The organism is Sphingomonas sp. LY29, from assembly GCF_035593985.1.
Classification (GTDB): domain Bacteria; phylum Pseudomonadota; class Alphaproteobacteria; order Sphingomonadales; family Sphingomonadaceae; genus Sphingomicrobium.
Genome location: NZ_CP141587.1, coordinates 2047755 through 2072688 on the forward strand (window position 1 = coordinate 2047755; position 24934 = coordinate 2072688).

Consider the following 24934-nt stretch of genomic DNA (forward strand, 5'->3'; position numbering starts at 1 on the left):
TGGCCCAAGGCTTTTCGACCAATGGGGACGGCTGGCACGGCGGGGGAAAGCTGCTACCTGCGCGGCGATGCCCTCCGCTTCTCCCTGGACCGCCGAGTTTAAGGCGACGCTTTCGCTGGCGTGGCCGCTGATCCTCGCCAACCTGACGATGGCGGCGATCCAGGCGACCGACGTGGTGCTGATGGGCTGGCTGGGGCCGCGCCCGCTGGCGGCATCGGCGCTGGGGCTCAATCTCAACTTCGCGTTCAGCCTGATCTGCCTTGGACTCGTCACCGCCTCGTCGCCGATGATGGCGACCGCGCTCGGCCGCAGCCGTGCAAACCTGCGCGAAGTGCGCCGGACTTTCCGCCAGTCGCTGTGGCTGATCGTGACCGTAGTTCCGCCGATCTGGCTGCTGTTGTGGAATGCCGAGCCGCTCATTCGCGGGCTGGGGCAGGACCCGGGCCTCGCCGCCGACGCCGCCCTGTTCCTCAAGGGCTATATGTGGTCGCTTCTGCCGTTCCTGGTTTTCCAGGCGATGCGCAACTTCGTCTCGGCGCTCGAACGGCCGGGCTGGATCCTGTCGATCAGCCTCGTCGGGATCGTGCTCAACGCATTGCTCGGTTACGGCCTGATCTTCGGCCATTTCGGCCTGCCCGAACTGGGGATCATCGGCGGCGGCCTGGCGAGCAGCATCGTCTGGTTCCTGCTCGCCATCGCGCTTGGCGTGGTCATCGTACGTGATCGGCAATTCCGCCGTTTCCACGTCTTCGCGCGCTGGTGGCGGCCCGACTGGCCGCGCTACCGGCGGCTGTGGCGGCTTGGCCTGCCGATTGGCCTGGCGATGGGCTTCGAAGGCGGGGTGTTCAGCGCTGCCGCTTACCTGATGGGTCTGATCGACGCCGAGAGTGTGGCCGCGCACGCGGTGGCGCTGCAGATCGCGGCGCTGTCGTTCATGGTGCCGTGGGGACTGGCCCAGGCGGCAACGGTTCGCGTCGGCCTGTTCCTGGGACAGGACGACCGCGCCGGGATCGGACGCGCCGGCTGGGTCGCGTGGACGATGGGAGTCGTGTTCATGGCAGCGATGGCGCTGGTCATCTGGCTGGTCCCGCGCGACCTGATGACCATCTTCCTCGACGACACGCCCGCCAACGCCCGCGTCATCGCGCTGGGCGTCACCTTCCTCGGCATCGCCGCGATCTTCCAAGTCGTCGACGGTGCGCAGGTCGTCGGCGCCGGCATGCTGCGCGGGCTCCACGACACCCGCGTGCCGATGATCTTCACCTTCATCGGCTATTGGGCGATCGGCATCGGCGCGGGGGCGTGGCTTGCTTTCGCGCAGGATTGGAACGGCGTCGGCATCTGGACGGGGCTCGCGATCGGCCTCGCCATCGTCGCAGCGCTGATGCTGTGGCGCTGGAACCGGCGCGAGGCGTTGGGACTCGTCGGCGTCCACAAAATCTGATCGGCCGCGCCATTGACGGGATTGGGGGTCGCTCCCATATGCCGTCCATCGCTGGCACTCGCGTGATGGGAGTGCCAAGCGCCCAACATCAATCGAATGACAAAGGGTCAAGCACCATGGGTTTCAGGCCGCTTCATGATCGAGTCCTCGTCCGCCGCGTCGAGGCCGAGGAAAAGACCGCTGGCGGGATCATCATCCCCGATTCGGCCAAGGAAAAGCCGCAGGAAGGCGAAGTCGTCTCGATCGGCACCGGCACTCGCTCGGAGACTGGCACGATCACGCCGCTCGACGTCAAGGCCGGCGACCGCATTCTGTTCGGCAAGTGGTCGGGCACCGAGGTCAAGGTCGACGGCGAAGACCTGATCATCATGAAGGAAAGCGATATCCTCGGGATCATCGGCTGACCTCCTCGCTACGCAATAACTCAACTACAGTTTGAAAGGGTAGCCACATGGCAGCCAAGGACGTGAAATTCAGCCGCGACGCTCGTGAGCGCATCCTGCGCGGCGTCGATATCCTCGCCGATGCCGTCAAGGTGACGCTCGGTCCCAAGGGCCGCAACGTCGTCATCGACAAGAGCTTCGGCGCGCCGCGCATCACCAAGGACGGCGTCACCGTCGCCAAGGAAATCGAACTTAAGGACAAGTTCGAGAACATGGGTGCGCAGATGCTTCGCGAAGTCGCATCCAAGACCAACGACCTCGCCGGCGACGGCACCACCACCGCCACCGTTCTCGCCCAGGCGATCGTCCGTGAAGGCATGAAGTCGGTTGCCGCCGGCATGAACCCGATGGACCTCAAGCGCGGCATCGACCTCGCAGTCACCAAGGTTGTTGAAGACCTCAAGGGCCGCTCGAAGCCCGTGTCGGGCTCGGCGGAAATCGCGCAGGTCGGCATCATCTCGGCCAACGGCGACCGTGAAGTCGGCGAAAAGATCGCCGAAGCCATGGACAAGGTCGGCAAGGAAGGCGTGATCACCGTCGAGGAAGCCAAGGGCCTCGAGTTCGAGCTGGACGTCGTCGAAGGCATGCAGTTCGACCGTGGCTACCTCTCGCCCTACTTCATCACCAACGCGGAAAAGATGCAGGTCGAACTCAACGACCCGTACATCCTGATCCACGAGAAGAAGCTCAGCAACCTTCAGGCGATGCTGCCGATCCTCGAAGCGGTCGTGCAGTCGGGCCGTCCGCTGCTGATCATCGCCGAGGACATCGAAGGTGAAGCGCTGGCGACCCTCGTCGTCAACAAGCTGCGCGGTGGCCTCAAGGTCGCCGCCGTCAAGGCGCCGGGCTTCGGCGATCGTCGCAAGGCGATGCTCGAAGACATCGCGATCCTCACCGCCGGTGAAATGATCTCGGAAGATCTCGGCATCAAGCTGGAGAACGTGACGATCGGCATGCTCGGCACCGCCAAGCGCGTCACCATCGACAAGGACGCGACGACCATTGTCGACGGCGCCGGCACCCACGAAACGATCGAGGCCCGCACCGGCGCTATCCGCCAGCAGATCGAGAACACCACCAGCGACTATGACCGTGAGAAGCTCCAGGAGCGTCTCGCCAAGCTTGCTGGCGGCGTGGCCGTGATCAAGGTCGGCGGCGCATCGGAGGTCGAGGTCAAGGAGCGCAAGGATCGCGTCGACGACGCCCTCCACGCGACCCGCGCTGCGGTCGAGGAAGGCATCGTCCCCGGCGGCGGTACCGCGTTGCTCTATGCGACCAAGTCGCTCGACGGCCTCAAGGGTGCCAACGACGACCAGACCCGCGGCATCGACATCATCCGCAAGGCGATCGAAGCCCCGCTTCGCCAGATCGCGCAGAACGCGGGTGTTGACGGTGCGGTTGTCGCAGGCAACCTGCTTCGTGAAGGTGATCAGACGCAGGGCTTCAACGCTGCGACCGATACCTACGAGAACCTCGTCGCCGCCGGCGTCGTGGATCCGACCAAGGTCGTTCGGACGGCTCTGCAGGACGCGGCTTCGGTCGCTGGCCTGCTGATCACCACCGAAGCGACGATCGCCGAGCTGCCCGACGACAAGCCCGCCATGGGCGGCATGCCGGGCGGCGGAATGGGCGGAATGGGCGGCATGGACTTCTAAAAGTCCGGCTACTCAGCCAATGAAATGGGGTCGGGGAGCGAACGCTTCCCGGCCCTTTTTCGTGGGTCTTAGTCGGTGATGTTGTCGTCGGCGCGGTGACGCGGGGCGGCGGTGTTGGCCTCTTCTCGCGGCGCGTCGCGATCGGCCATCGTGTCGAGCATCCGGTCAGCCTCGTCGAGTTGCGCGGTTTGCGCTTCCGTCGGTGCCTCGACCTTTTCGCCGCGATCGCACGCGGCGAGCGCGAGTGCCATCAGGGGCAGGATCAGTCGGCGATTGGGCATGCGAGACTTATAAACAAAAAAGGGCCGCCCGCGCTAGGCGGACGGCCCCGACCGCGTCCTGACGGACGCAATCGTCGATGATTACATCGAGTTGTCGACGGCTTCCGCGCCATTCTCGAGCGCTTCACCGGTGTTCGCAACCGCATTGCCAGTGGCGTCGGCGGCGTTCTCAACGGTGTTGCCGGCATCGTCCAGCGCGTTGTCGACGGCGCTTTCGGCCGCCGCAGCGTCGTTCTCGACGGCGTTTTCGACAGTGGTGTTTTCGATGGCGTTCTCGGTCTGGGTTTCGCACGCGGCCAGGCCAAGCGCGAGGACCGCAACGGTCAGTGCAACCTTCTTCATGATCGTTCCATTCCTTGCTTTTAAAGGGCGGCCTCCTCGCGAAGGACCGTCCCAGCTTGGCCCGCCGCCGAGGCATCGGGCCAGCGCGCCGAAATATAGACGCGGGTGCCGTCACGCAATCGTCATTTGCGACGAATCGAATTTTGGCATTTCAATGGCAGTGGTTGATTGACCGATATAAAGATATGTTTATATCCTTATCCGGTGTCTGACGAACTCTCTCTAGCCGTATTTTTCCAGGCGCTGGCCGATACCAGCCGTCTGCGGATCATCGCGTTGCTGCGAGCGATGGAGCTGTCGGTCGGGGAGTTGGCGCAGGTGCTGGCCCAGAGCCAGCCGCGCGTCTCGCGCCACGTTCGCATCCTTTCCGAGGCGGGGCTGGTCGATCGCCGCAAGGAAGGAAGCTGGGTCTTCCTGCAACTTGCCGATGCGGCGCGCACCGCGCCCCTGTTTGATGCAATCGATCGCTGGTCTGACGAGCGCGCCGCCGCGCTGTTCGCGGCCGATGCCGCCCGGTTGGAGGCCGTCCGCGCCGATCGCGCCGAAGCCGCCCGCCGCTATTTCGAAGCGCGCGCCTCGGCGTGGGACAGCATTCGCTCGCTTCATGTCGCCGACAGCGAAGTCGAACAGGCGATCGCCGACTTGCTGACCGATGAGCCGATCGGCGCCTTGCTCGACATCGGGACGGGCACGGGCCGGATGCTCGAATTGTTCGCGCCGTCCGCCGACAGCGCGATCGGGATCGATCGATCGTCGGAGATGCTGCGCCTGGCGCGCGTGAAGCTGGAGGAGGCGCAAATTGCGCGGGCCAGCCTTCGCCAAGGCGACATGTATGCCTTGCCGCTGGCCGACGGCAGCGCCGACAGCGTGATCCTTCACCAGGTCCTTCATTTCGCGCAGCAGCCCGCGGCGGCGATCGCCGAGGCGGCGCGCGTGATGGCGCCGGGAGCGCGTCTGCTGGTCGTCGACTTCGCGCCGCATGAGCGCGAGGATCTTCGCGAGCGGGACGCGCACCTTCGGCTTGGTTTTGCCGACGATGCCATGCGCGGCTGGTTCGCGGCGGCGGGGCTGAAACTGGACCGAATTGAACGATTGGAAGGCGGCGAATTGTCAGTGATTCTTTGGCGTGGTCGCCGTCCGGGCGTGCGTCGGCGCGAAAAGGTGGCGGCATGAACCGCGAGGCTCGCCAGGCGCTAGCCGACCATGCCCCGCTGTTCGCCGCGGCGCGCGGCGACATCGCCGTCAGCTTCGAATTCTTCCCGCCGAAGTCGGACGCGATGAACGAAACGCTGTGGCGCTCGATCGAGACGCTGGCGCCTCTCAAGCCGCGCTTCGTCTCGGTCACCTATGGCGCTGGCGGCTCGACCCGTGAGCGCACCCACGCGACCGTCGAGCGGCTGGTCCGCGAAACGGACCTGGCGCCCGCCGCGCACCTGACCTGTGTCGGTGCAAGCCGCGGCGAGATCGACGACATCGCCCGCGCCTATTGGGATTCGGGCGTTCGACACATCGTCGCGCTTCGCGGCGATCCGAGCGAACCCGGGCAGGCCTATGTCCCGCATGAGCAGGGCTACTCGAACGCCGCCGAGCTGGTCGCGGGTCTCAAGAAGATCGGGCCGTTCGAGATTTCGGTCGCTGCCTATCCCGAGGTTCACCCCGATTCGGAATGTCCGGACAGCGACCTCGACAATCTGTTGCGCAAGATCGACGCGGGCGCCGATCGCGCGATCACGCAATTTTTCTTTGCCGCAGAGAATTTCTTCCGCTTCCGCGACCGCGTCGCCGCGCGCGGCGTGGATATCGAGATCGTCCCGGGCATCCTGCCGATCAGCAACGTCGCGCAGACGCGCAAATTCGCCGGACAGTGCGGCGCCGAGATCCCGGCGTGGATGGACCATATTTTCGAAGGCCTCGACGATCTCCCCGCCGCGCGCGCGCTGGTCGCCGCGACGATCGCGGGCGAATTGTGCGGCCAGCTTTATGCCGGAGGCGTTCGCGATTTCCATTTCTACACGTTGAACCGGGCAGAATTGGCCTACGCCATCTGTCACATGCTGGGGGTAAGGGCATGAGTGCCGCCGATACGCTGAGAGCCGAGGCGGCCAAGCGCGTGCTCGTCAAGGATGGTGCCTATGGCACGATGATCCAGGCCGAACGGCTGGACGAGCAGGATTTTCGCGGCGGTCGTTCCTTCACCCACGACCAGAAGGGCAACAACGATCTCCTCAACCTGACGCAGCCGCAGATCGTGGCGGCCATCGCCTCGCGATTCGTCGATGCGGGCGCTGATATTCTCGCCACCAACACGTTTAACGCCAATCGCATCAGCCAGGCCGATTACGGGGCCGAGGCGCTGGTCGCCGACATCAACCGCTCGGCGGCCAAGCTGACCCGCGAAGTCGCCGACAAGGCCAGCGCGGTCGACGGGCGCAAGCGTTGGGTTGCGGGCGCGCTTGGGCCCACCAACAAGACGCTGTCGCTATCACCCGACGTCAACGATCCCGGCTATCGCGAAGTCGATTACGCCACCGTCCGCGCCGTCTATCGCGAACAGATCGATGCGCTGGTGGAAGGTGGGGTCGACTTCATCCTGATCGAAACGGTCTTCGACACGCTCAACTGCAAGGCCGCGATTTCTGCTACGCTCGATGCCGAGGCCGACCTTGGCCGGCCGTTGCCGATCATGATTTCGATGACGCTGACCGATCTTAGCGGTCGCAACCTGTCGGGTCATACGGTCGAGGCCTTCTGGGCCAGCGTCCGCCATGCGCGGCCGGTCACGATCGGCCTCAATTGCTCGTTCGGCGCGGCGCAGCTTCGGCCGCACCTCGCTTCCCTTTCCGGCCAGGCGGACACGCTGATCATGGCCTATCCGAATGCCGGTTTGCCCAACGACCTTGGCTGCTACGATGAGGCCGCGGAGGAAACCGCGGCACAGGTGTCGCAGTGGTTGGAGAGCGGGCTGGTGAACATTGTCGGCGGATGCTGCGGGACCACTCCCGCGCATATCGCCGCCATCGCCGGGGCGACGCGCGATTGCACGCCGCGCGCCGTCCCGGCGTCACCGACCCGCACCGTTCTTGCGGGCCTCGAACCGATGATCCTCGCCGCATGACTCAGGAAATTGGCGCCGGAAGCGGCGCCCGATTCGTCAACATCGGCGAGCGAACGAATGTCACCGGCTCCGCCAAGTTCAAGAAGCTGATCCTCGCGGGTGATTACGACGCCGCAGTCGAAGTTGCGCGCGAACAAGTCGATGCCGGCGCGCAGATCGTCGACGTCAACATGGACGAAGCGCTGCTCGACGGCGAGCAGGCGATGACGACCTTCCTCAACCGGCTCGCCGCCGAACCCGACATCGCGCGGGTGCCGGTGATGATCGACAGCTCCAAGTGGAGCGTGATCGAGGCCGGGCTCCAGTGCGTATCGGGCAAGCCGATCGTCAATTCGATCAGCCTGAAGGAAGGTGAGGGGCCGTTTCTGGAAGTCGCCGCCAAGGTCCGCTCCTACGGCGCCGCTGCGGTGGTGATGGCATTCGACGAGACCGGTCAGGCCGACACCAAGGAGCGCAAGGTCGAGATTTGCGAGCGCGCCTACAAATTGCTCACCGAAAACGGCTTCCAGCCGCAGGACATCATCTTCGATCCCAACATCTTCGCAATCGCGACCGGGATCGACGAGCACCGCCGCTACGCGATCGACTTCATCGAGGCGTGCCGCGAGATCCGCATTCGCTGTCCGCATGCGCACATCTCGGGCGGCCTGAGCAACCTCAGCTTCTCGTTCCGCGGCAACGAACCGGTGCGCCGCGCGATGCACTCGGTGTTCCTCTATCACGCCATCCCCGCCGGACTCGACATGGCGATCGTCAACGCGGGCCAGCTCGACGTTTACGACGCGATCGATCCCGAACTTCGCGAAGCGTGTGAGGACGTCATCTTCGACCGCCGCGAGGATTCCACCGAGCGCATGATTGCGCTGGCTGAGCGATATCGCGGCACTGATGCGGTCGCCGAGAAGCAGGCCGCCGAATGGCGCGGCTGGCCGGTCCGCGAACGGCTGGCTCATGCGCTGGTCAAGGGCATCGACGCCGATATCGTCGCCGATACTGAGGAAGCGCGGCAGCTGTTCGCGCGGCCGATCGAGGTGATCGAAGGCCCGCTGATGCAGGGCATGAATCTGGTCGGCGATCTGTTCGGGTCGGGCAAGATGTTCCTGCCGCAGGTGGTGAAATCAGCCCGCGTGATGAAAAAGGCGGTCGCGCATCTGCTGCCCTACATTGAGGCTGAAAAGGCTCCGGGCGCGGACACGTCGAAGGGCCGGATCGTGATGGCGACGGTCAAGGGCGACGTTCACGACATCGGCAAGAACATCGTCGGCGTGGTCCTTCAGTGCAACGGTTTCGACGTCATCGACCTTGGCGTGATGGTGCCGTGGCCGAAGATCCTCGAAGCCGCGAACGAGAATGGCGCGGCGATGATCGGCCTGTCGGGCCTGATCACGCCCTCCCTCGACGAGATGGTGACCGTCGCCGAGGAAATGCAGCGTGCGGGCATGGACATGCCGCTGCTGATCGGCGGCGCGACGACCAGCCGCGCGCATACCGCGCTTCGGATCGCGCCGGCGTTCGAGGGGCCGGTGATCCACGTCCTCGACGCCAGCCGCGCGGTCGGCGTCGCCACCGCGCTGGTCAGCGAAGGGCCAAGCCGCGAGGATCTGATCCAGCGCACCGCCAATGACTTCCGCGCGCTTCGCGAGGCGCGCGAGGGCCGCACCGACAATGCGCTGTCGTCCCTGACCGAAGCGCGCGCCAACGGCTTCTCGCCCCCCGAACAAGGCCCGAGCCCGCGTCCCGCGCAGCCGGGAACGCACGTCTTCGACGACTGGCCGCTCGAGGATCTGGTCGAAGCGATCGACTGGACGCCCTTCTTCCGCGCGTGGGAGTTGGCGGGCAATTATCCGGCCATCCTGCAGGATGAGGTCGTCGGCGAAAGCGCTCGCTCGCTATTCGCCGACGCGAAGGAAATGCTCGCGCAGATCGTCGCAGAAAAGTGGCTGACCGCGCGCGGGACCGTTGGCCTGTGGCCGGTCCGCCGTGAGGGCGATGACGTGGTCGTGCTCGACAATCGCCAGCAGCGGATTCCTTTCCTTCGCCAGCAGGTGAAGAAGCGCGCCGGTCGTCCGAACATGTGCCTCGCCGACTTCATCGCTGCGGGCGAGGAAGATTGGCTCGGCGGCTTCGCGGTTGCGATCCACGGAATCGACTCGCACCTGGCGCGGTTCAAGGCCGATCACGACGACTATAAAGACATCCTGCTCAAGGCGCTTGCCGACCGATTGGCCGAGGCCTTCGCCGAGCGGCTCCATCAGCATGTTCGCACCAAGGTTTGGGGTTACGCGCTCGACGAAGCGCTGAGCAACGAGGACCTCATTCGTGAGAAGTATCGCGGGATCCGTCCGGCGCCGGGCTATCCCGCCTGTCCCGATCACAGCTTGAAGCCGATCCTGTTCGATCTGCTCGGCGACCAACCGGCCGGGATCGACCTGACTGAGAACTTCGCGATGTGGCCGACTTCGGCGGTCTCGGGTTTCTACTTCGCGCATCCCGACAGCGCCTATTTCGGCGTGGCGCGGATCGGCGAGGATCAGTTGACCGAATATGCCGAGCGGCGCGGGGTCGATCTCGACCAGGCGCGGCGCTGGCTTCGTCCCAACCTCGACTAACCGGGTGGCGCGGGGTAGCGCGGCGGCGATGATCGCACGGCTCCTCCTGCTTTGCGCCATGCTGATGGCGACGCCCGCGCTCGCGCAGGTCGCGCCGCGTCAGAATGCGATCGTGCCCGAACTGGTGGTCGAGCATGCCGCGCGGCCCGGCGGCGAGGTCGAGCTTGCCATCCTGATGCGCACCAGCCCTGGCTGGCACGGCTATTGGTCCAATCCCGGCGACGCCGGCCTGCCCATGAGCATCGAGTGGCAGCTTCCGCCGGGCGCGAGCGTCGGGCCGCTGCGCTATCCCGTGCCGGGCAAACTGCTCGTCGCCGACATCGTCAATCATGTCTTCGAGCGCGACTATGCGATCCTCACGCGGCTGCGGCTGCCCGCGGGCGTCAGCGGTTTCGTGCCGATCCGGGCGACCGCGACATGGCTGGCTTGCACCGACCAAGTTTGCGTGCCGGAGAAGGGCGAGTTTTCCGCGACTGTGCCGATCGGACCGGCGGGGGCGTCGGACGCTCGTTTCGACGGGTGGCGCCGGGCACTGCCACGGCCTCTATCGAGTCCGGCGCGTTTCCAGATCGACGGCGATCGCCTGCGCATCGCAATTCCCTTGCCCGCCAGCGTCGAGTTGGACCAGCCGATCTTCTTCCCCTCCGAAGATGGGCCAATTGATTATCCCGCGCCGCAAATCTTTCGGCGGGACGGCGACACGCTGATCGCCGACCTCAAGCGGCGGCGCGGCGAGCCCGGACGGCTTGGCGGCGTCCTGGCGCTGGGGGATGGGCGAGGGCTGGAGATCGACGCGGTACCGGGGGCGGTGTCGACGGACGGCAAATTGCTTGGGTCGGTCGAGGCGGGAGCGGTCGTGCTCGCCATCCTCGGCGCGTTGGTCGGGGGCATGCTCCTCAACCTGATGCCGTGTGTTTTCCCGATCCTGGCGCTGAAGGCGCTGCACCTCGCCAAGGCGGGCGGGGACGAACGCGCCTCGCGCCGCGATGCGCTCGGCTATGCGCTCGGCGCGGTGCTCGGCACGGCGGCATTGGGCGTCGCACTGCTTGCGATCCGGGCGGGCGGAAGTTCGGCGGGGTGGGCGTTCCAGCTTCAGGACCCGCGTACCATCGTCCTGCTCCTGCTGCTCGCGACCGCAATTACGCTCAACCTGCTGCGGCTGTTCGAACTGCCAGCGGTGGGGACCGAGGCGCGCCCGACCGGCAGCATTGGCACCGGCGCTTTGGCGGCATTCGTCGCAACGCCGTGCGCGGGGCCGTTCCTTGGTGCGGCACTCGGCACCGCGCTTCTTCTTCCGGCGTGGGGCTCGCTTGCCGTGTTCGCCGCGCTCGGGCTGGGCATCGCGCTCCCTTTCGTTGCGGTCGCCTTCATCCCCGCGCTTCGCCGCCGCTTGCCCAAGCCCGGTCCATGGATGGTTCGACTGCAGCGCTTCCTTGCCATTCCGATGGCTGCGACCGCTGTCGGATGCCTGTGGCTGTTATGGCGACAGGCCGGGACTCAGGGACTGCTGATCGGGCTCGCGGGCGTCGCGATTCTCATCCTGTTGCTGGCACTCGTCGGTCGTCGGCAGCGCGGCGGCAAGACGGCGATGTGGGCACTTCCGGCGGCCGCGCTTGTTGCCGTCGCCGGTGCGGTGGCCGTTCCCGCCGCCGACATGACCACCGCCCGTATCCCCTTGGGCGCGGAGAAGTGGAGCGAAGCCGCGGTCGCTCGGACATTGGCGAGCGGCAAACCCGCCTTCGTCTATTTCACCGCCGACTGGTGCCTCAGCTGCAAGGCGAACGAGGCGGGCGCGATCGAGCGCGAGTCGACGCGTGACGCCTTTCGCGAAGCGGGCGTGAAGGTGCTCGCCGGCGACTGGACCAACGGCGATCCCGCGATCACGCGCTTCCTCGAAACGCGCGGCCGCGCGGGCGTTCCGCTTTACCTTTGGTACGATCCGGGCGCCGAGCCTGAGGAGCTTCCCCAGATCCTGACTCCGGCGATGCTCAGCGAGCGGGCGTCGCGCCGGCGCTAGCCCAGACCTTCTTGCCCCCGACCCACGTTTCAAGGACCTTCGCCGCGGCGACGTTGGTCGGCGCTGCCGTGGTGATGTCGCGGTCGACCAAAATGAAATCGGCGTAGCGACCCGGTTCGAGCGCACCGAACTTGTCCTCGGCAAACCCGGCATAGGCCGCGTCGCGGGTGAAGCCCGACAGCGCTTGCTCGACGCTGACCTTGTCCTGCGGGCGCCATCCGCCGGCGGGCTGACCCGAAGGATCCTGGCGGCTGATCGCTGCGGCGAGGCCGGGGAAGGGGTTGGGGGCTTCGACCGGGAAGTCGGACCCGAACGCCAACCGCGCGCCGGTGCGCGCGATGGTCTGCCACGCGTAAGCGCCGTCCAGGCGCTGCGGCCCCAGCCGTGCTTCGGCCATGGTGCGGTCGCTGGTCTGGTGGGTCGGCTGCATCGACGCGATGATCCCCGACTTGGCAAGCCGCGGCAGGTCCTTCGGATCGAGGACCTGTGCATGCTCGATCCGCCAGCGACGGTCTCCGGTGTAACGGGCGCTCATGCCTTCGAAGGCCGTGATGACCTGCTGATTGGCGGCGTCGCCGATGGCGTGGATCGCAACCTGAAATCCGCCCGCGGCGGCCTTGCCGGCACGATCGCGAAGCTGGGCATCCTGGATGAGGCTAAGCCCGCGCGTATTGGGCATGTCATGGTAGGGCGCCTTCAGCCACGCGCCACGCGAGCCGAGCGCGCCATCGGCGTAGATCTTGATTCCCGCCATCCGCAAATGCCCGTCATGGAGCCAGGCGGTCGGCTTTTTGCCCGCCGCGCTGGCAAGCGCATCGAGATCCGAGGCATAACTCATCACACGCACCTTGAGCGCGCCGCGCTGTCCTGCGCGCTGCATCGTCCGCCAATCGTCGACGGTGGTGCCCATGTCCGCCGCGGCCGTGACTCCGACCGACAGCAGAAGCTCCTGCGCTTTGGCCAGCGCCGCATCGCGGTCGGCAGTGCTCGCGCCAGGAATCTTGCGGTCGACCAAGGCGGTCGCGGCGTCGACGAACAGGCCGTTTTCGATCCTGCCGCCTGATGGTGCCTTGGTCGCGGCAGTAATGCCCGCGGCCTTCAGCGCGGCCGAGTTGCCGACCGAGGCGTGTCCGTCGACTCGCTCCAGCCACACTGGACGATTGTCGACCGCTGCGTCGAGGTCGGCGGCAGTCGGGAAGCGCGCGTCGCTCCACAGTTCCTGGTTCCAGCCGCGCCCGCGGATCCAGCCCTTGCCGGGATTGGCCGCCGCATATTCGCGCAGCCGCTGCTGCAGTTCGGCGATCGACTTGGTCCCCGTCAGATCGAGTTGAAGCGCCGCGGTGCCGAGGCCCATGACGTGGCCGTGCGCGTCAACCAGCCCCGGCAGCAGGGCGCGGTAGCCCGCGTCAATCCGCGTCGTAGCATTCGGCCGCGCCTCGCCTTCGGCCAGCAGGCGCACCACCTTGCCGTCGTCGCCGATCAACAGGCCGGTGAAGCGCTGAAGCTTCCCCGAGGCATCGACTTGAACGCCTTTGGCATTGTCGATCAGCGTGTCGGCGAGTGCCGGCGTTGCGGCGGTGGACAGGAGGGCGGCGAGGGTGAGGGCGGTGCGTTGCATGGCGCAACGACTAACCATTGTTCGAGGGGCAGGGAAGGGCTAGTCCGGCGCCCGCATGACCAACCATCCGACGCTCGACGACATCCGCGCCGCCGCCCGTGCCATCGACGGCGCCGTGATCCGCACCCCCATCCGCCACAGCCGCACCTTGTCCGACATTATGGGCGCAGAGGTCTGGCTGAAGTTCGAGAATCTGCAGTTCACCGCGGCCTATAAGGAACGCGGCGCGCTCAACAAATTGCTGCAACTGACGCCCGAGGAGAGGACGCGCGGCGTGGTCGCAGCCTCCGCCGGCAACCATGCCCAGGCGGTCGCCTATCACGGGCGTCGGCTCGGCATTCCGGTCACCATCGTGATGCCGACCTCGACCCCGACCATCAAGGTGACGCAGACCGAAGGCCATGGCGCCAACGTCGTCCTTCACGGCGAGCGGTTCGACGACGCGCATGCCCATGCGAAGTCGCTCGAGGAGGAACGCGGCCTCGTCTTCGTCCATCCGTTCGACGATGCAGCGGTCATCTCCGGCGCGGGGACGATCGGGATCGAGATTCTCGACGATGTGCCCGACCTCGACATGCTCGTCGTTCCCATCGGCGGGGGCGGCCTGATCAGCGGGATCGCCACCGCGGCCAAGGCGCTCAAGCCGGGCATTGAGGTCGTCGGGGTCGAGGCCGAACTCTATCCGTCGATGAAGAACGTCGTCGAAGGCGGCCATGGCGCGATTGGAGGCGACACGCTGGCCGAAGGGATCGCCGTCAAGGAGCCGGGGCAGCTGACGCGGTCGATCATCGCCAAGCTGGTCGACCGGATCGACCTGGTGCCCGAAAAGGACATCGAGCATGCCGTCGCGCTGCTGGTGGGGATCGAGAAATCGGTGGTTGAGGGCGCGGGAGCGGCGGGTCTCGCGGCGATGTTGGCCAACCCCGATCGCTATAAGGGACGCAAGGTCGCGACGGTGCTGTGCGGCGGCAATATCGATACGCACTTGCTCGCCAACGTGCTGGTGCGTGAGTTGGTTCGCTGCGGCCGCATCGCGCGGCTGCGCATCGCCGCGCAGGATCGCCCCGGCGCACTCGCCGCGATCACCGCCAAGTTCCACGAGTGCGGCGTCAACATCATCGAGACGAACCACCACCGCATTTTCACCCGCCTCCCGGCCAAGGATACGGTGATCGAAGTCGAGTGCGAGGCACGTGATGCCGAGGCGGTCGACCGCCTCGTGGAAGCGCTCGAAAAGGCCGGGTTCGTCGTCGAGCGCGCAGAGCTCGATTAACCGCCCTCCGTCCCTTTCCGGAACAGGCTCATTCATTAACCCTCTTTTCAGGGCACGACCTCTTTTCAACCGCGTTTACCGGTCGCATAAAGACTTTCGTAACCATTGATTGGAGGCCGGCCAGGGTGAGCGCGCCATTTCGCTTCCCGAAATTCTTCGTCACCAACCCGAGCCCGTGCCCGTACCTTCCGGGCAAGGTCGAGCGGAAGGTGTTCACGGAGCTTAACGGTCGCAACGCTGGGGAGTTGAACGAGGCGCTCGGCCGCATCGGCTTCCGCCGTTCGCAATCGGTCGCCTACAGGCCCAGCTGCATCGATTGTTCGGCCTGCGTATCGGTACGGGTCAAGGCCGACGTCTTCACGCCCAATGCCACGCAGCGAAAACTGATCCGTCGTCACGCCGACCTCGAAGTCAGCGCGTGCCGGCCGTGGAGCACCGAGGAGCAGTACGCTCTCCTGCGTAAATATCTCGCCGACCGGCACCCCGGCGGCGGCATGGCAGAAATGGACGAGCATGACTTCGCCGACATGGTCGAGCAGACCCCGGTCCGCACCTATGTCATCGAGTATCGCGAGCCGTCGGTCGACGGGCGCCCGGGCAAGCTCGTCGGCGCCTGCCTCAGCGATCAGCAGGGCGACGGCCTCAGCATGATCTACAGCTTCTACGACGTCGGCGAGGGTGCCCGAAAGGGTCTCGGCACCTTCATCATCCTCGACCACATCATTCGCGCCGCGCGCGCCAGCCTGCCGTTTGTCTACCTTGGCTATTGGGTGCAGGGGTCGGACCGCATGGCGTACAAGGCCACGTTCAAGCCGATGGAACGCCTCGGCCGCGACGGCTGGCGTCCGATGGACGAAGTCGACGCGCCCGATGAGGCCGCCGACCGGCAACTGCCAGCACGAAGCCCGCGCCGGATTCTCGTCGATGCCTGATCAGCGCGGATGCGCGGAGGCGAGGGCGATTCCCGCGAGGTTCTGCGTTCGTTTGACGTGGCGGATTGGGGGCAGGTGGTCCTCGCTTAATGCTTCCAATGCGCCCGCATGACCTTTGCATGATAAGGTCACCGGCGCTCTACCGCCCGCCTGATCGACGACATCAAGGGCGTCGCCAAGCAGAATGATGTCATCGAGACCGAGAAAACGGGCCACGCTGACCCCGTAGAGAAGCGCAAGCCACTCGGCCTCGAGCCGATCGCCGTTCCCCAGTTTGCGCACGACGAAAGCCTCACCGCCGACAACGACCGCAATTTCCATTTCGCCGCCGCGGAAACCTCCGTCGAAATAGACCTTTCGCCGCTTCACCTCGGCCTCGTGCAACGAAAAACGGCGGAGCGATCGCGCGCCCCGCCGTTTGTAATTTTATGCTTCGTCAGGATCAGGCGACCGCCGCCTCGGGCGTCACCACGTCGCCTTCGGCATCGCGCAGCACATAGCCGCGGCCCCAGACGGTTTCGATGTAATTGTCGCCGCCGCACGCCAGGCTCAGCTTCTTGCGCAGCTTGCAGATGAAGACGTCGATGATCTTGAGCTCGGGCTCGTCCATGCCGCCGTAGAGATGGTTGAGGAACATTTCCTTGGTGAGCGTGGTGCCTTTGCGGAGCGAAAGCAGCTCCAGCATCGCATATTCCTTGCCGGTCAGGTGGACGCGGCTGCCGTCGACTTCGACCGTCTTGGCGTCGAGGTTCACGGCGAGCTTGCCGGTGCGGATGACCGACTGGCTGTGGCCCTTCGAGCGGCGGACGATGGCGTGGATGCGCGCAATCAGCTCGTCGCGATGGAATGGCTTGGTCACATAATCGTCGGCGCCAAAGCCGAGCGCGCGGACCTTGCTGTCCATTTCGCCGACACCCGAAAGGATCAGAACCGGCGTCCCGACCTTCGCGGTGCGAAGCTTCTTCAGCACGTCGTAACCATGCATGTCGGGCAGGTTGAGATCGAGCAGGATGATATCGTAATCGTAGAGCTTGCCGAGGTCCAAGCCCTCTTCGCCCAAGTCGGTGGTGTAGACGTTGAACCCTTCGGTCCCAAGCATCAGTTCGATGCTCTTGGCGATCGTCGCCTCGTCTTCGATCAGCAGTACCCGCATTGATTGCACCCCTCGTCAGGCCGCCGATCGGTCGCGTCAGGTAGTTGCGCGTCCTTAACGACGTCTAAGCGTCCATTAACCATGCAAGATGTGACGGCAAAAGGTTAATAGTGCGTAAAGGTCAGTTAAGATCGGGCAATGTTGCTTGTGCGCAACGGTGGACTTGTCGGGTGGTCACGGCCAAAGGAGCCGCCATGCATCTCGAAGACCGCATCATATTCATCGACGGCGACAACATCGTCATCGACAAGCCCGCCGGGCTTCCCGTCGACGCGCCGCGGCTCGGCGGCGATTGCATCGAATTTCGGATTCAGGAACTGATGTTAGGCTTCAAGCGCCCGCCGACGCCGATGCACCGGCTGGACCAAGACACGTCGGGTTGCCTGTTGTTCGCGCGCAACCCGCGCGCCCGCGCCGAAAGCCAGGCTGCGTTCGAAAGCGGCGCGGTGGAAAAATACTACCTTGCGGTCCTCGGCGCCGAGATCGAGGGCGACGAAGGCACGATCGACCTGCCACTGGCCAAGACGAGCAGCGCGGAAGCCGGCTGGCGGATGATCGGCGATCCCGACGGCAAGCTGGGCGGCAAGTCCGCCAAGACCCGCTGGCGAAAGTTGGGCGTGCGCGACGGCAAGACGATGGTCGAGTTTCGCCCGCTGACCGGCCGCACGCACCAGATCCGCGCGCATGCCCGCGAAGGCCTAGGCGTCGGCATCGTCGGTGACCGTGTCTACGGCTATCCGGGCGGCGAGATGCTGCTTCACGCGTCGCGGCTGGTCGTTCCGCGCGGTGCCAAGCCGACGATCGACGTGACCGCGCCGCTGCCCGACCGCTTCGGGGAATGGACCGATGCCGCGCGAGATTCCTGAGGATGCGCTGAGCGAAAAATTCCTCGCCGCGACCGGGCCGGGCGGTCAGAATGTCAACAAGGTCGCGACCGCCTGTCAGCTTCGCTGCAACGTCTTTCGCCTTGGCCTCAGCCCCGACGTCTATGCGCGGCTGAAGGTCATCGCGGGAAGCAAGATGACCAGCGGCGGCGAATTGCTGATCACCGCGCGCCGCTATCGAACGCAGGAGGCCAATCGCGAAGATGCCCGCGCCCGGCTGGCGGCGATAATCGAGGATGCCCATATCGTGCAGGCGAAGCGCCGCCCGACGCGGCCGAGCCGCTCGGCGAAGGCCAAGCGCGTCGATGAAAAAAAGGGTCGCAGCGAAATCAAGCGCGGCCGCGGGAAAGTGAGCCTGGACTGATGTACGACTTCAAGATTGCCGCCGCGGACAAACCGTCGCTCTATGCCGAGCTCGCCGCCGCGCTCGAGAGCCTGGTCGCGGGGGAACCCGACGGTATCGCCAACATGGCCAATGCCTCGGCGCTGATTGCCGAAAGCCTTCCCGACCTCAACTGGTCGGGCTTTTATCGCAACGTCGACGGTGAACTGGTGCTTGGGCCTTTCCAGGGGCGCGCAGCGTGCATCCGCATTCCGTTCGGCAAGGGCGTGTGCGGCGCGGCGGCGGCGAGCCTGGAAGCGCAGCGCGTCGTGGATGTCCACGCCTTCCCCGGCCACATTGCCTGCGATGCTGCCAGCCGCAGTGAGCTGGTCGTGCCGATCGTTCGCGATGGAGAACTGCTGGCGGTTCTCGACCTCGACAGCCCGACGCCCGCTCGGTTCGATGCCGAGGATGAGGCGGGCTGCGTCCGGCTCGCCGCGATCATGGCGACCGCGATCTAGCTCAGATTTTCAAGCTGCTCGTCGGTCAGTCCGCCGGGGATGATCATCAGCGGGCAGGGCAGCTTGCCCGCATCGGTGCCGGTGAAATCGGCGACGATCGGCCCAGGGCTTCCCGAGGGCGCAGCACCAAGCACCAGCGCCGCGACATCGTCGCGCGTGCCGACATAGGCGCGCACGACGGTCACGGGGTCGCCCTGCTTGACGACAATCTCCGGCTTCAGGCCCGCCGCGTCCATGATCTCGCCGACCGAAGCGGCCACGCTGGCCTCGATGCGAAGGCGCTGTTCTTCCTCGATCGCGGCCTGCACGCCGCCCCATTGAACGAAGTCCTGCGGTTTGACGACCGCGAGCACCTCGACCGAGCCTTGAGTCTTGGCGGCGCGGCGCGCGGCGAAGCGCAAGGCGACGCGGGCCTCCGCGCTGTCGTCGATCACCACCAGATAGGTGCGTGCCATCTTCGTTACCCCCTGCGGATGAACGCTGCGTCAATCGGGCGATGCTGGCAAGCAAGGCAAGCTAATTTGGTCCGACCCTTGACCCCGCCCGCCGCTTTGGCGTTTGTGCCGCGACGAGTCCGAACCGAAAAGAGCACCCATGCCGATCGAACTGAAAATGCCCGCTTTGTCGCCGACCATGGAGGAAGGCACCCTTGCCAAATGGCTGGTCAAGGAGGGCGACGCCGTCTCCTCGGGCGATATCCTAGCAGAAATCGAGACCGACAAGGCGACGATGGAGTTCGAAGCGGTCGACGAAGGCACGATCTCGAAAATCCTGGTCGCCGAAGGCAGCGACGGGGTGAAGGTCGGGACCCCGATCGCCATTCTGTCGGCGGAAGGCGAGAGCGCCGACGCCGCGCCGGCACCCGTCGCCAAGCAGGAAGAGTCGGCGCCCAAGGCCGAAGCGCCCGCGCCCGCTCCGCCGGCGAAGGGTGGCGGTGAAACGCCCGCCGCCCCGGCAGCCGCTGCGGCCGCGACGCCTGCCCCGGCGAAGCAGTCGGGCGATCGGATCAAGGCCTCGCCGCTCGCGCGCCGTCTTGCCGAGGCACAGGGAATCGACCTTGCCGGCATCACCGGCACTGGACCTGGCGGCCGTATCGTTCGTGCCGATCTTGGCGAAGGCGCAGGCGGCACGGCTGCGGCGCCGCGCGCTTCCGAACCGACTCTGGTGGCATCGTCTGCCCCGGCCGCTCCGGCGAAGCCGTTCGAAACCGACATCCCGCATGAAGCGGTCAAGCTCAGCAACATGCGCAAGACGATCGCGCGCCGCCTGACCGAATCGAAGCAGCAGGTCCCGCACATCTATCTAACCGTCGACATCCAGCTCGACGCGCTGCTCAAGCTTCGCGTCGAGCTTAACGCGGGCCTGAAGGCGCGCGGGGTCAAGCTGTCGGTCAACGACATGCTGATCAAGGCGCTTGCTCTCAGCCTGATCGAAGTGCCCGAATGCAACGTCAGCTTCGCGGGCGACACACTGATCAAGTACAGCCGCGCCGACATTTCGGTTGCGGTCAGCATCGAGGGCGGGCTGATCACCCCGATCGTCGCCAACGCCGATGCCAAGGCGATCAGCGCGATCAGCAAGGAAATGACTGACCTCGCGGGCCGCGCGAAGGAGGGTAAGCTGCAGCCCGAGGAATATCAGGGTGGCACTGCAAGCCTGTCCAACATGGGCATGTTCGGGATCAAGCAGTTCGAAGCCGTCATCAACCCGCCGCAAGGCATGATCATGGCGATCGGCGCGGGCGAGAAGCGTCCCTACGTCATCGACGACAGCTTGCAGATCGCAACCATCATGAGTGCTACCGGCAGCTTCGACCACCGCGCCATCGACGGCGCCGACGGGGCCAAGCTGATGAAGGCGTTCAAGGCGCTGGTGGAGAACCCGCTCGGGCTGGTGGCGTAACTCGCCAGAATGCGTGACCGCATTCCACTCATCCGCATCACGGCCATGCCGTCCGACACCAACCCTTATGGCGGGGTGTTCGGGGGGTGGTTGATGAGCCAGATGGGGCTTGCCGCCGGAAGCCTCGCGTCGCGTACCGCCAATGGCAAGTGCGTCGTCGTTGCCGCGACCGATCTTTGCTTCCCCGGCGCACCGAGCGTGGGGGATGAAATTAGCGTTTACGCCGAAATCGAAAAGCAGGGCCGCACCTCGCTGACCATCCGCGCCGAGGTCGAGGGCCGCGAGCGGGACGGCGAGCGCACCTTTGCGGTCGCCAGCGGCACCTTCACCTTCGTCGCGCTGGGCGCCGACGACAAGCCGCGGCCGGTCGCCGCCGGATGAATGAGGCGCTGCGCGACGCAGGCGTGAGCGGACAGATTGTCGTTACGGCCTATCTCGCGCTGATCGCGGCTGGGTTGGTCCTCGCCGTGGGCTCGACGCTGATCGGCCGGATCGTCGGCAAGAAGACGCGCATTCCTGACCCGTTCGAAGCGCTCATCGGGATCGGGGTTGTCATCGGCATTCCCGGCGCGTTCGCGGCGGCAGCGGCGTTGTTCGTCACGCCACTACTGCTCGCCATGCCGCTTCCGCTCGCGGGCTGGCTGCTGATCGCCGCCTTTTCGCTCTTTGGTTTCTGGGGATCGGAAAGCAGCGGGGGCGAGATGGGCGGCTGCACGAAGATGATCGGGATTAGCCTTTCCGCGTATGGACTATTATGGGCCGGCACCGCGATCCTGCTTGCCCACCCGCAGGCCGGCGATTTCGGGACCTTCCTTCGACCCATCCTCATCGCCGCCCCGCTTGGAATCTTCCTCGGCAAACAAAGCCGCGGCAAGAAGGCAAAGCAGACGATCGGCTTCACGCTCCTGTTCGCCCTGCTCATTGCCGTCGCCTTCCTGCCGGTCGAGGACGGCTTTGCGGCCAACCTGCTTCCGACCAGCGACTGGCTGCGCTTCCCAATCGCGGGCGCGGTCGCGTTCGGTATCTGGCCGATCGTCACGATTCCGCTTGCCCGGCTCCTCGGCAAGCGCCTTGTTAAGTGGAAGGAGCGGTGGCGAACGAGTCTCGCCCTCGGTCTGGTGGGCGCGGCGTTTGGGTTGGCCTGGGCGGGGCTTCGTGCCTTATTCGCGTACCTTTAAGTGCGATCGCGGCTTCCCGATCCCCTTGTGACCTGTCGCCGGCGCAGCTAGTCGCAGTTGACCGTCAATCGCTGGGATCATCTGCCGTGGCCACTTCCTACGACCTCATCGTCCTTGGCTCGGGACCCGGCGGTTACGTCGCTGCGATCCGCGCCAGCCAGCTTGGCCTGAAGACCGCGATCGTCGAGCGCGCCGAACTGGGCGGCATCTGCCTCAACTGGGGCTGCATTCCGACCAAGGCGCTGCTGCGATCGGCCGAGGTGTTCCACCAGATGCAGAATGCCAAAGCCTACGGACTTGCCGCCAGCGGCGTATCGGCGGACCTCGCCGCGGTGGTGGCGCGCAGCCGCGGGGTGGCGAAGCAGCTCAACCAGGGCGTCACGCACCTGATGAAGAAGAACAAGATCACGGTGCATGCGGGCATCGGCGTGCTGACCGCACCGGGCAAGCTGACCGTGACCGGCGGCGACGGGAAGAAAGAGGACCTTAGCGCCAAGCACATCATCGTCGCCACCGGGGCACGGGCGCGCGACCTGCCGTTCGCCAAGGCCGACGGCGAACGCATCTGGACCTATCGCCACGCGATGACGCCGAAGGAAATGCCGACCGACCTGCTGGTGATCGGGTCGGGGGCGATCGGGATCGAGTTCGCGTCCTTCTACAACGACATGGGCGCCAAGGTGACCGTGGTCGAGATGCTCGACCGCATCGTGCCGGTCGAGGACGAGGAAATCAGCGCCGCCCTCGAAAAGTCGCTGACGAAGCAAGGCATGACGATCCTCACCGGCGCTGGTGTCGAGGCGATCAAGGCCGACGCCAAGGGCATCGCCGCGACGATCAAGACCAAGGACGGCAAGAGCGGCGAGCAGCGCTTCAGCCATGTCATCGTCGCGGTGGGCATTGTGCCGAACACCGAGAATATCGGGCTTGAGAAGCTCGGCGTGACGATGGCTCGCGGCTTCATCCAGATCGACGACATGTGCCGCACCAACGTGCCGGGCATCTCCGCGATTGGCGACGTCGCGCCGGGTCCGTGGCTGGCGCACAAGGCAAGCCATGAGGGCATCATCGCGGTCGAGGCAATCGCGCAGGCACTTGGCAACAGGGACGTGCACCCGCACGCGATGGACAAGCGCAACATCCCCGGCTGCACCTACTGCCATCCGCAGATCGCCAGCGTCGGCCTGACCGAAGCGAAGGCCAAGGAAGCGGGCTATACCGTCAAGGTCGGCAAGTTCCCGGCGATCGGCAACGGCAAGGCGATCGCGCTGGGGGAGGTCGAGGGCTTCGTGAAGACCGTGTTCGACGCGAAAACCGGCGAACTGCTCGGCGCGCACATGATCGGCGCCGAAGTGACCGAACTGATCCAGGGCTATACGATCGGCAAGACAGCCGAGCTGGTCGAGAGCGATTTCGCCAACACCGTCTTCGCTCATCCGACGTTGAGCGAAATGATGCATGAGAGCGTCCTCGCCGCCGAAGGGCGCGTGATCCACATATAGACGGGCAGGCGGATGGCGTTACGGTGATTTCCAAACAAGGGGGAATCACCATGCGCCAATTGCTCGCCGTCGCCGCCTCGCTGATCGCGCTCGCTGCACCGGCGTCCGCCGAACGGTCGGTGGTCACCGCCGATCGCTATCTCGACGTCTTGACCGGCCGCTATGTCGAGCATCCCGCGATTTTCATCGGCGACGACGGGCGCATCACATCGATCGCCGACGCGCGCACGGTTCGATGGGGCGCCGACGTCCGGCATATCAATATGGCTGGGCGGACTCTGGTGCCCGGATTGATCGACATGCACGTCCACCTCGACGGCCCAGCCGACATCGGTGGCTATCGCGGTCTCGAGTTCACCGACAGCTTCTGGCAGGCGACTGCGGTCGGTAACGCGCGCGCCATGCTCGACGCGGGCTTCACGACCGTCCGCAACGTCGGCGCGGGCAATCGCAACGACATCGGGCTGAAGCAGGCGATCGAAAATGGCTATGCGGTCGGGCCTCGGATTGTGCCAGCGGGTCACTCGCTCGGCGCGACCGGCGGCCATTGCGACAGCACCTTTCTGCCGCCCAGCCTGGAAAAGCCCGAAAAGGAAGAAGGCGTCGCCGACGGGGTCGAGGAATTCCGCTATCAGGTTCGCCGCCAGCGCAAGTTCGGCGCCGAAGTGATTAAGGTTTGCGCGACGGGCGGCGTCTTCTCCCGCAATACCGAGCCGGGCCAGCAGCAAATGACTGAGGCCGAGCTTCGTGCGGTCGCCGACGAGGCGCATCAGTGGGGGCTTCGCGTCGCCGCGCACGCGCATGGCGCCGACGGGATCAAGGCAGCGATCCGCGGCGGCATCGACACGATCGAGCATGCCAGCCTGGTCGATGCTGAAGGCATTCGCCTCGCCGCCGCGCGAACGCGTCCGGTGTGGTTTTCGATGGATATCTACAACACCGAATATACGCAGTCGGAGGGCAAGAAGAACGGCGTGATGGAGGACAACCTCCGCAAGGATCGGGAGATCGCGCAGATCCAGCGCGACAATTTCCGCACCGCGCATCGCGCCGGGGTTCGAATGGTGTTCGGGTCGGATGCCGGGGTCATGCCGCATGGCCAAGTCGGTCGCCAGTTCGCGACGATGGTCAATTACGGGATGAAGCCTGTAGAGGCGATCCAGGCGGCGACCCGCAACGCCGCGCAAGCGTTGGGCCGCGAGCGCGATGTCGGAGCGATCGCGGTCGGGCGCTATGGCGACATGGTCGCGGTCGCGGGCGATCCGCTGCAGGACGTGCGGCTCCTCGAGGCGCCCACCGCCGTGGTGAAGGGTGGCCGCCTGATCGAACGCGCGCGCTGAACCTCAGGCCGTTTCGCGCATTCTTCCGCAAAATGGAGATCCGCGATGGCTGAAACGACGAGCGACGAGAAGGCGGACATTCGCAAGGACTTTGCCGAGGCGGTGAACATCGGCCCGGCCGAGCTGGAAAAATGGCTCGACAGCGACGACAGCAAGTCGGTCGGCTGGAAGGGCGAGGACGGCGACGGCGGCGGCGAAAGCGTCGGTCATGCCAGCGGCCGGCACATCCTCCGGATTAAGGCCAAAAAGGTCGCGGACCTGACCGCGGACGACTATACCCACATGAAGAAGGTGGTCGGTTATGTTCACCGCCACTTGAAGCAGCGTCCCGCCCACCCCGAGGACTCGCGCTGGCGCTACAGCCTGATGAATTGGGGCCACGATCCGATGAAGAAGGACTGAC

The 24934-nt window shown here is 65.6% G+C and carries 25 protein-coding genes; 19 read left to right on the forward strand and 6 right to left on the reverse strand.

The features are described 5' to 3' along the window. Positions 1 to 67 precede the first annotated feature (67 nt). From SH584_RS10365 to groL, 3 genes are all read left to right on the forward strand, one after another. A complete protein-coding gene (locus SH584_RS10365) occupies positions 68 to 1444 on the forward strand; it encodes an MATE family efflux transporter (protein WP_324806895.1) in 1377 nt (458 codons plus the stop codon). Positions 1445 to 1560: 116 nt separating this feature from the next. Continuing rightward, positions 1561 to 1848, forward strand: a complete 288-nt coding sequence (gene groES, locus SH584_RS10370; protein ID WP_322841222.1) for a co-chaperone GroES — start codon at positions 1561 to 1563, stop codon at positions 1846 to 1848. Between the two features lie 47 nt (positions 1849 to 1895). After that, positions 1896 to 3542 carry a chaperonin GroEL gene (gene groL, locus SH584_RS10375; RefSeq protein ID WP_322841221.1) on the forward strand — a complete coding sequence of 549 codons (1647 nt, stop codon included), beginning with the start codon at positions 1896 to 1898 and terminating at the stop codon, positions 3540 to 3542. A 68-nt stretch (positions 3543 to 3610) separates the two neighbouring features. Here groL and SH584_RS10380 read toward each other — a convergent pair whose 3' ends face one another. Continuing rightward, the gene (locus SH584_RS10380) at positions 3611 to 3823 is read right to left on the reverse strand and encodes a hypothetical protein (RefSeq protein ID WP_324806898.1); all 213 of its coding nucleotides are present in this window, start codon (positions 3821 to 3823) and stop codon (positions 3611 to 3613) included. A gap of 81 nt (positions 3824 to 3904) precedes the next feature. Then, entirely contained in the window at positions 3905 to 4165 is a 261-nt protein-coding gene (locus tag SH584_RS10385; protein ID WP_322841219.1) for a circumsporozoite protein, read from the reverse strand. A gap of 204 nt (positions 4166 to 4369) precedes the next feature. On the opposite strand from SH584_RS10385, the gene SH584_RS10390 reads away from it, so the two are divergent. Genes SH584_RS10390 through SH584_RS10410 form a run of 5 tightly spaced genes read left to right on the forward strand, consistent with a single transcriptional unit; the run spans position 4370 to position 11906 of the window. Beyond that, positions 4370 to 5338, forward strand: coding sequence for an ArsR/SmtB family transcription factor (locus SH584_RS10390; protein WP_324806900.1), 969 nt, complete (start codon positions 4370 to 4372; stop codon positions 5336 to 5338). Continuing rightward, positions 5335 to 6237 (forward strand): methylenetetrahydrofolate reductase [NAD(P)H], encoded by a 903-nt coding sequence (gene metF / locus SH584_RS10395; RefSeq protein ID WP_324806902.1) that lies wholly within the window; start codon positions 5335 to 5337, stop codon positions 6235 to 6237. Before SH584_RS10390 ends, metF begins: the two co-directional genes overlap by 4 nt. Next, the gene (locus SH584_RS10400; RefSeq protein WP_324806904.1) at positions 6234 to 7280 is read left to right on the forward strand and encodes a homocysteine S-methyltransferase family protein; all 1047 of its coding nucleotides are present in this window, start codon (positions 6234 to 6236) and stop codon (positions 7278 to 7280) included. The genes metF and SH584_RS10400 overlap by 4 nt, the downstream gene beginning before the upstream one ends. Further along, positions 7277 to 9889, forward strand: a complete 2613-nt coding sequence (gene metH / locus SH584_RS10405) for a methionine synthase (protein ID WP_324806905.1) — start codon at positions 7277 to 7279, stop codon at positions 9887 to 9889. The genes SH584_RS10400 and metH overlap by 4 nt, the downstream gene beginning before the upstream one ends. Positions 9890 to 9917: 28 nt before the next feature. After that, the gene (locus SH584_RS10410) at positions 9918 to 11906 is read left to right on the forward strand and encodes a protein-disulfide reductase DsbD family protein (RefSeq protein WP_324806907.1); all 1989 of its coding nucleotides are present in this window, start codon (positions 9918 to 9920) and stop codon (positions 11904 to 11906) included. Here SH584_RS10410 and SH584_RS10415 read toward each other — a convergent pair. Next, a complete protein-coding gene (locus SH584_RS10415) occupies positions 11878 to 13524 on the reverse strand; it encodes an amidohydrolase (RefSeq protein ID WP_324806909.1) in 1647 nt (548 codons plus the stop codon). The genes SH584_RS10410 and SH584_RS10415 overlap by 29 nt on opposite strands. A gap of 55 nt (positions 13525 to 13579) precedes the next feature. On the opposite strand from SH584_RS10415, the gene SH584_RS10420 reads away from it, so the two are divergent. After that, positions 13580 to 14797, forward strand: coding sequence for a threonine ammonia-lyase (locus SH584_RS10420; RefSeq protein WP_324806911.1), 1218 nt, complete (start codon positions 13580 to 13582; stop codon positions 14795 to 14797). Positions 14798 to 14922: 125 nt separating this feature from the next. After that, positions 14923 to 15729 carry an arginyltransferase gene (locus tag SH584_RS10425; RefSeq protein ID WP_324806913.1) on the forward strand — a complete coding sequence of 269 codons (807 nt, stop codon included), beginning with the start codon at positions 14923 to 14925 and terminating at the stop codon, positions 15727 to 15729. Here the strand turns inward: SH584_RS10425 and SH584_RS10430 are convergent, their stop codons facing one another. Beyond that, positions 15730 to 16050 (reverse strand): reverse transcriptase-like protein, encoded by a 321-nt coding sequence (locus SH584_RS10430; protein WP_324806914.1) that lies wholly within the window; start codon positions 16048 to 16050, stop codon positions 15730 to 15732. It abuts the gene before it with no gap. A 121-nt stretch (positions 16051 to 16171) separates the two neighbouring features. Further along, complete coding sequence (ctrA, locus tag SH584_RS10435) at positions 16172 to 16882, reverse strand: response regulator transcription factor CtrA (protein WP_322841209.1); 711 nt, start codon at positions 16880 to 16882, stop codon at positions 16172 to 16174. 194 nt (positions 16883 to 17076) lie between these two features. On the opposite strand from ctrA, the gene SH584_RS10440 reads away from it, so the two are divergent. Genes SH584_RS10440 through SH584_RS10450 form a run of 3 tightly spaced genes read left to right on the forward strand, consistent with a single transcriptional unit; the run spans position 17077 to position 18609 of the window. Further along, the gene (locus tag SH584_RS10440; RefSeq protein ID WP_324806917.1) at positions 17077 to 17748 is read left to right on the forward strand and encodes an RluA family pseudouridine synthase; all 672 of its coding nucleotides are present in this window, start codon (positions 17077 to 17079) and stop codon (positions 17746 to 17748) included. Beyond that, positions 17729 to 18130, forward strand: coding sequence for an alternative ribosome rescue aminoacyl-tRNA hydrolase ArfB (gene arfB / locus SH584_RS10445; RefSeq protein ID WP_324806918.1), 402 nt, complete (start codon positions 17729 to 17731; stop codon positions 18128 to 18130). Before SH584_RS10440 ends, arfB begins: the two co-directional genes overlap by 20 nt. Then, positions 18130 to 18609: a GAF domain-containing protein gene (locus SH584_RS10450; protein WP_324806920.1), complete on the forward strand. Its 480-nt coding sequence runs from the start codon at positions 18130 to 18132 to the stop codon at positions 18607 to 18609. Before arfB ends, SH584_RS10450 begins: the two co-directional genes overlap by 1 nt. Here SH584_RS10450 and SH584_RS10455 read toward each other — a convergent pair. Then, complete coding sequence (locus SH584_RS10455) at positions 18606 to 19064, reverse strand: universal stress protein (RefSeq protein WP_322841205.1); 459 nt, start codon at positions 19062 to 19064, stop codon at positions 18606 to 18608. The two genes, SH584_RS10450 and SH584_RS10455, sit on opposite strands and share 4 nt — an antisense overlap. 139 nt (positions 19065 to 19203) lie before the next feature. Between SH584_RS10455 and SH584_RS10460 the strand changes: the two genes are divergently transcribed. The 6 genes from SH584_RS10460 to SH584_RS10485 all read left to right on the forward strand — a co-directional run bounded on the left by SH584_RS10460 (position 19204) and on the right by SH584_RS10485 (position 24933). Further along, the gene (locus SH584_RS10460) at positions 19204 to 20511 is read left to right on the forward strand and encodes a pyruvate dehydrogenase complex dihydrolipoamide acetyltransferase (RefSeq protein WP_324806923.1); all 1308 of its coding nucleotides are present in this window, start codon (positions 19204 to 19206) and stop codon (positions 20509 to 20511) included. Positions 20512 to 20520: 9 nt separating this feature from the next. Further along, positions 20521 to 20892, forward strand: coding sequence for an acyl-CoA thioesterase (locus SH584_RS10465; RefSeq protein ID WP_324806925.1), 372 nt, complete (start codon positions 20521 to 20523; stop codon positions 20890 to 20892). Further along, positions 20889 to 21689, forward strand: coding sequence for a hypothetical protein (locus SH584_RS10470; protein WP_324806927.1), 801 nt, complete (start codon positions 20889 to 20891; stop codon positions 21687 to 21689). The genes SH584_RS10465 and SH584_RS10470 overlap by 4 nt, the downstream gene beginning before the upstream one ends. 86 nt (positions 21690 to 21775) lie before the next feature. After that, a complete protein-coding gene (gene lpdA / locus SH584_RS10475) occupies positions 21776 to 23191 on the forward strand; it encodes a dihydrolipoyl dehydrogenase (RefSeq protein WP_324806929.1) in 1416 nt (471 codons plus the stop codon). Between the two features lie 50 nt (positions 23192 to 23241). After that, complete coding sequence (locus tag SH584_RS10480) at positions 23242 to 24531, forward strand: Xaa-Pro dipeptidase (protein WP_324806930.1); 1290 nt, start codon at positions 23242 to 23244, stop codon at positions 24529 to 24531. A 45-nt stretch (positions 24532 to 24576) separates the two neighbouring features. Then, positions 24577 to 24933 carry a DUF3140 domain-containing protein gene (locus tag SH584_RS10485; protein ID WP_324806932.1) on the forward strand — a complete coding sequence of 119 codons (357 nt, stop codon included), beginning with the start codon at positions 24577 to 24579 and terminating at the stop codon, positions 24931 to 24933. Position 24934: the final 1 nt, after the last annotated feature.

What these genes read in the sequence shown, in the direction of transcription:
- groL (WP_322841221.1), top strand. Translation starts at nt 1,896, where the DNA reads ATGGCAGCCAAGGACGTGAAATTCAGCCGCGACGCTCGTGAGCGCATC.
- groES (WP_322841222.1), top strand. Translation starts at nt 1,561, where the DNA reads ATGGGTTTCAGGCCGCTTCATGATCGAGTCCTCGTCCGCCGCGTCGAG.
- arfB (WP_324806918.1), top strand. Translation starts at nt 17,729, where the DNA reads ATGCCGCGCGAGATTCCTGAGGATGCGCTGAGCGAAAAATTCCTCGCC.
- ctrA (WP_322841209.1), bottom strand. Translation starts at nt 16,882, where the DNA reads ATGCGGGTACTGCTGATCGAAGACGAGGCGACGATCGCCAAGAGCATC.
- SH584_RS10420 (WP_324806911.1), top strand. Translation starts at nt 13,580, where the DNA reads ATGACCAACCATCCGACGCTCGACGACATCCGCGCCGCCGCCCGTGCC.
- SH584_RS10485 (WP_324806932.1), top strand. Translation starts at nt 24,577, where the DNA reads ATGGCTGAAACGACGAGCGACGAGAAGGCGGACATTCGCAAGGACTTT.
- SH584_RS10410 (WP_324806907.1), top strand. Translation starts at nt 9,918, where the DNA reads ATGATCGCACGGCTCCTCCTGCTTTGCGCCATGCTGATGGCGACGCCC.
- SH584_RS10380 (WP_324806898.1), bottom strand. Translation starts at nt 3,823, where the DNA reads ATGCCCAATCGCCGACTGATCCTGCCCCTGATGGCACTCGCGCTCGCC.
- SH584_RS10450 (WP_324806920.1), top strand. Translation starts at nt 18,130, where the DNA reads ATGTACGACTTCAAGATTGCCGCCGCGGACAAACCGTCGCTCTATGCC.
- SH584_RS10415 (WP_324806909.1), bottom strand. Translation starts at nt 13,524, where the DNA reads ATGCAACGCACCGCCCTCACCCTCGCCGCCCTCCTGTCCACCGCCGCA.
- SH584_RS10480 (WP_324806930.1), top strand. Translation starts at nt 23,242, where the DNA reads ATGCGCCAATTGCTCGCCGTCGCCGCCTCGCTGATCGCGCTCGCTGCA.
- SH584_RS10430 (WP_324806914.1), bottom strand. Translation starts at nt 16,050, where the DNA reads ATGGAAATTGCGGTCGTTGTCGGCGGTGAGGCTTTCGTCGTGCGCAAA.
- SH584_RS10470 (WP_324806927.1), top strand. Translation starts at nt 20,889, where the DNA reads ATGAATGAGGCGCTGCGCGACGCAGGCGTGAGCGGACAGATTGTCGTT.
- SH584_RS10400 (WP_324806904.1), top strand. Translation starts at nt 6,234, where the DNA reads ATGAGTGCCGCCGATACGCTGAGAGCCGAGGCGGCCAAGCGCGTGCTC.
- metH (WP_324806905.1), top strand. Translation starts at nt 7,277, where the DNA reads ATGACTCAGGAAATTGGCGCCGGAAGCGGCGCCCGATTCGTCAACATC.
- SH584_RS10385 (WP_322841219.1), bottom strand. Translation starts at nt 4,165, where the DNA reads ATGAAGAAGGTTGCACTGACCGTTGCGGTCCTCGCGCTTGGCCTGGCC.
- SH584_RS10455 (WP_322841205.1), bottom strand. Translation starts at nt 19,064, where the DNA reads ATGGCACGCACCTATCTGGTGGTGATCGACGACAGCGCGGAGGCCCGC.
- metF (WP_324806902.1), top strand. Translation starts at nt 5,335, where the DNA reads ATGAACCGCGAGGCTCGCCAGGCGCTAGCCGACCATGCCCCGCTGTTC.
- SH584_RS10440 (WP_324806917.1), top strand. Translation starts at nt 17,077, where the DNA reads ATGCATCTCGAAGACCGCATCATATTCATCGACGGCGACAACATCGTC.
- SH584_RS10460 (WP_324806923.1), top strand. Translation starts at nt 19,204, where the DNA reads ATGCCGATCGAACTGAAAATGCCCGCTTTGTCGCCGACCATGGAGGAA.
- SH584_RS10465 (WP_324806925.1), top strand. Translation starts at nt 20,521, where the DNA reads ATGCGTGACCGCATTCCACTCATCCGCATCACGGCCATGCCGTCCGAC.
- SH584_RS10365 (WP_324806895.1), top strand. Translation starts at nt 68, where the DNA reads ATGCCCTCCGCTTCTCCCTGGACCGCCGAGTTTAAGGCGACGCTTTCG.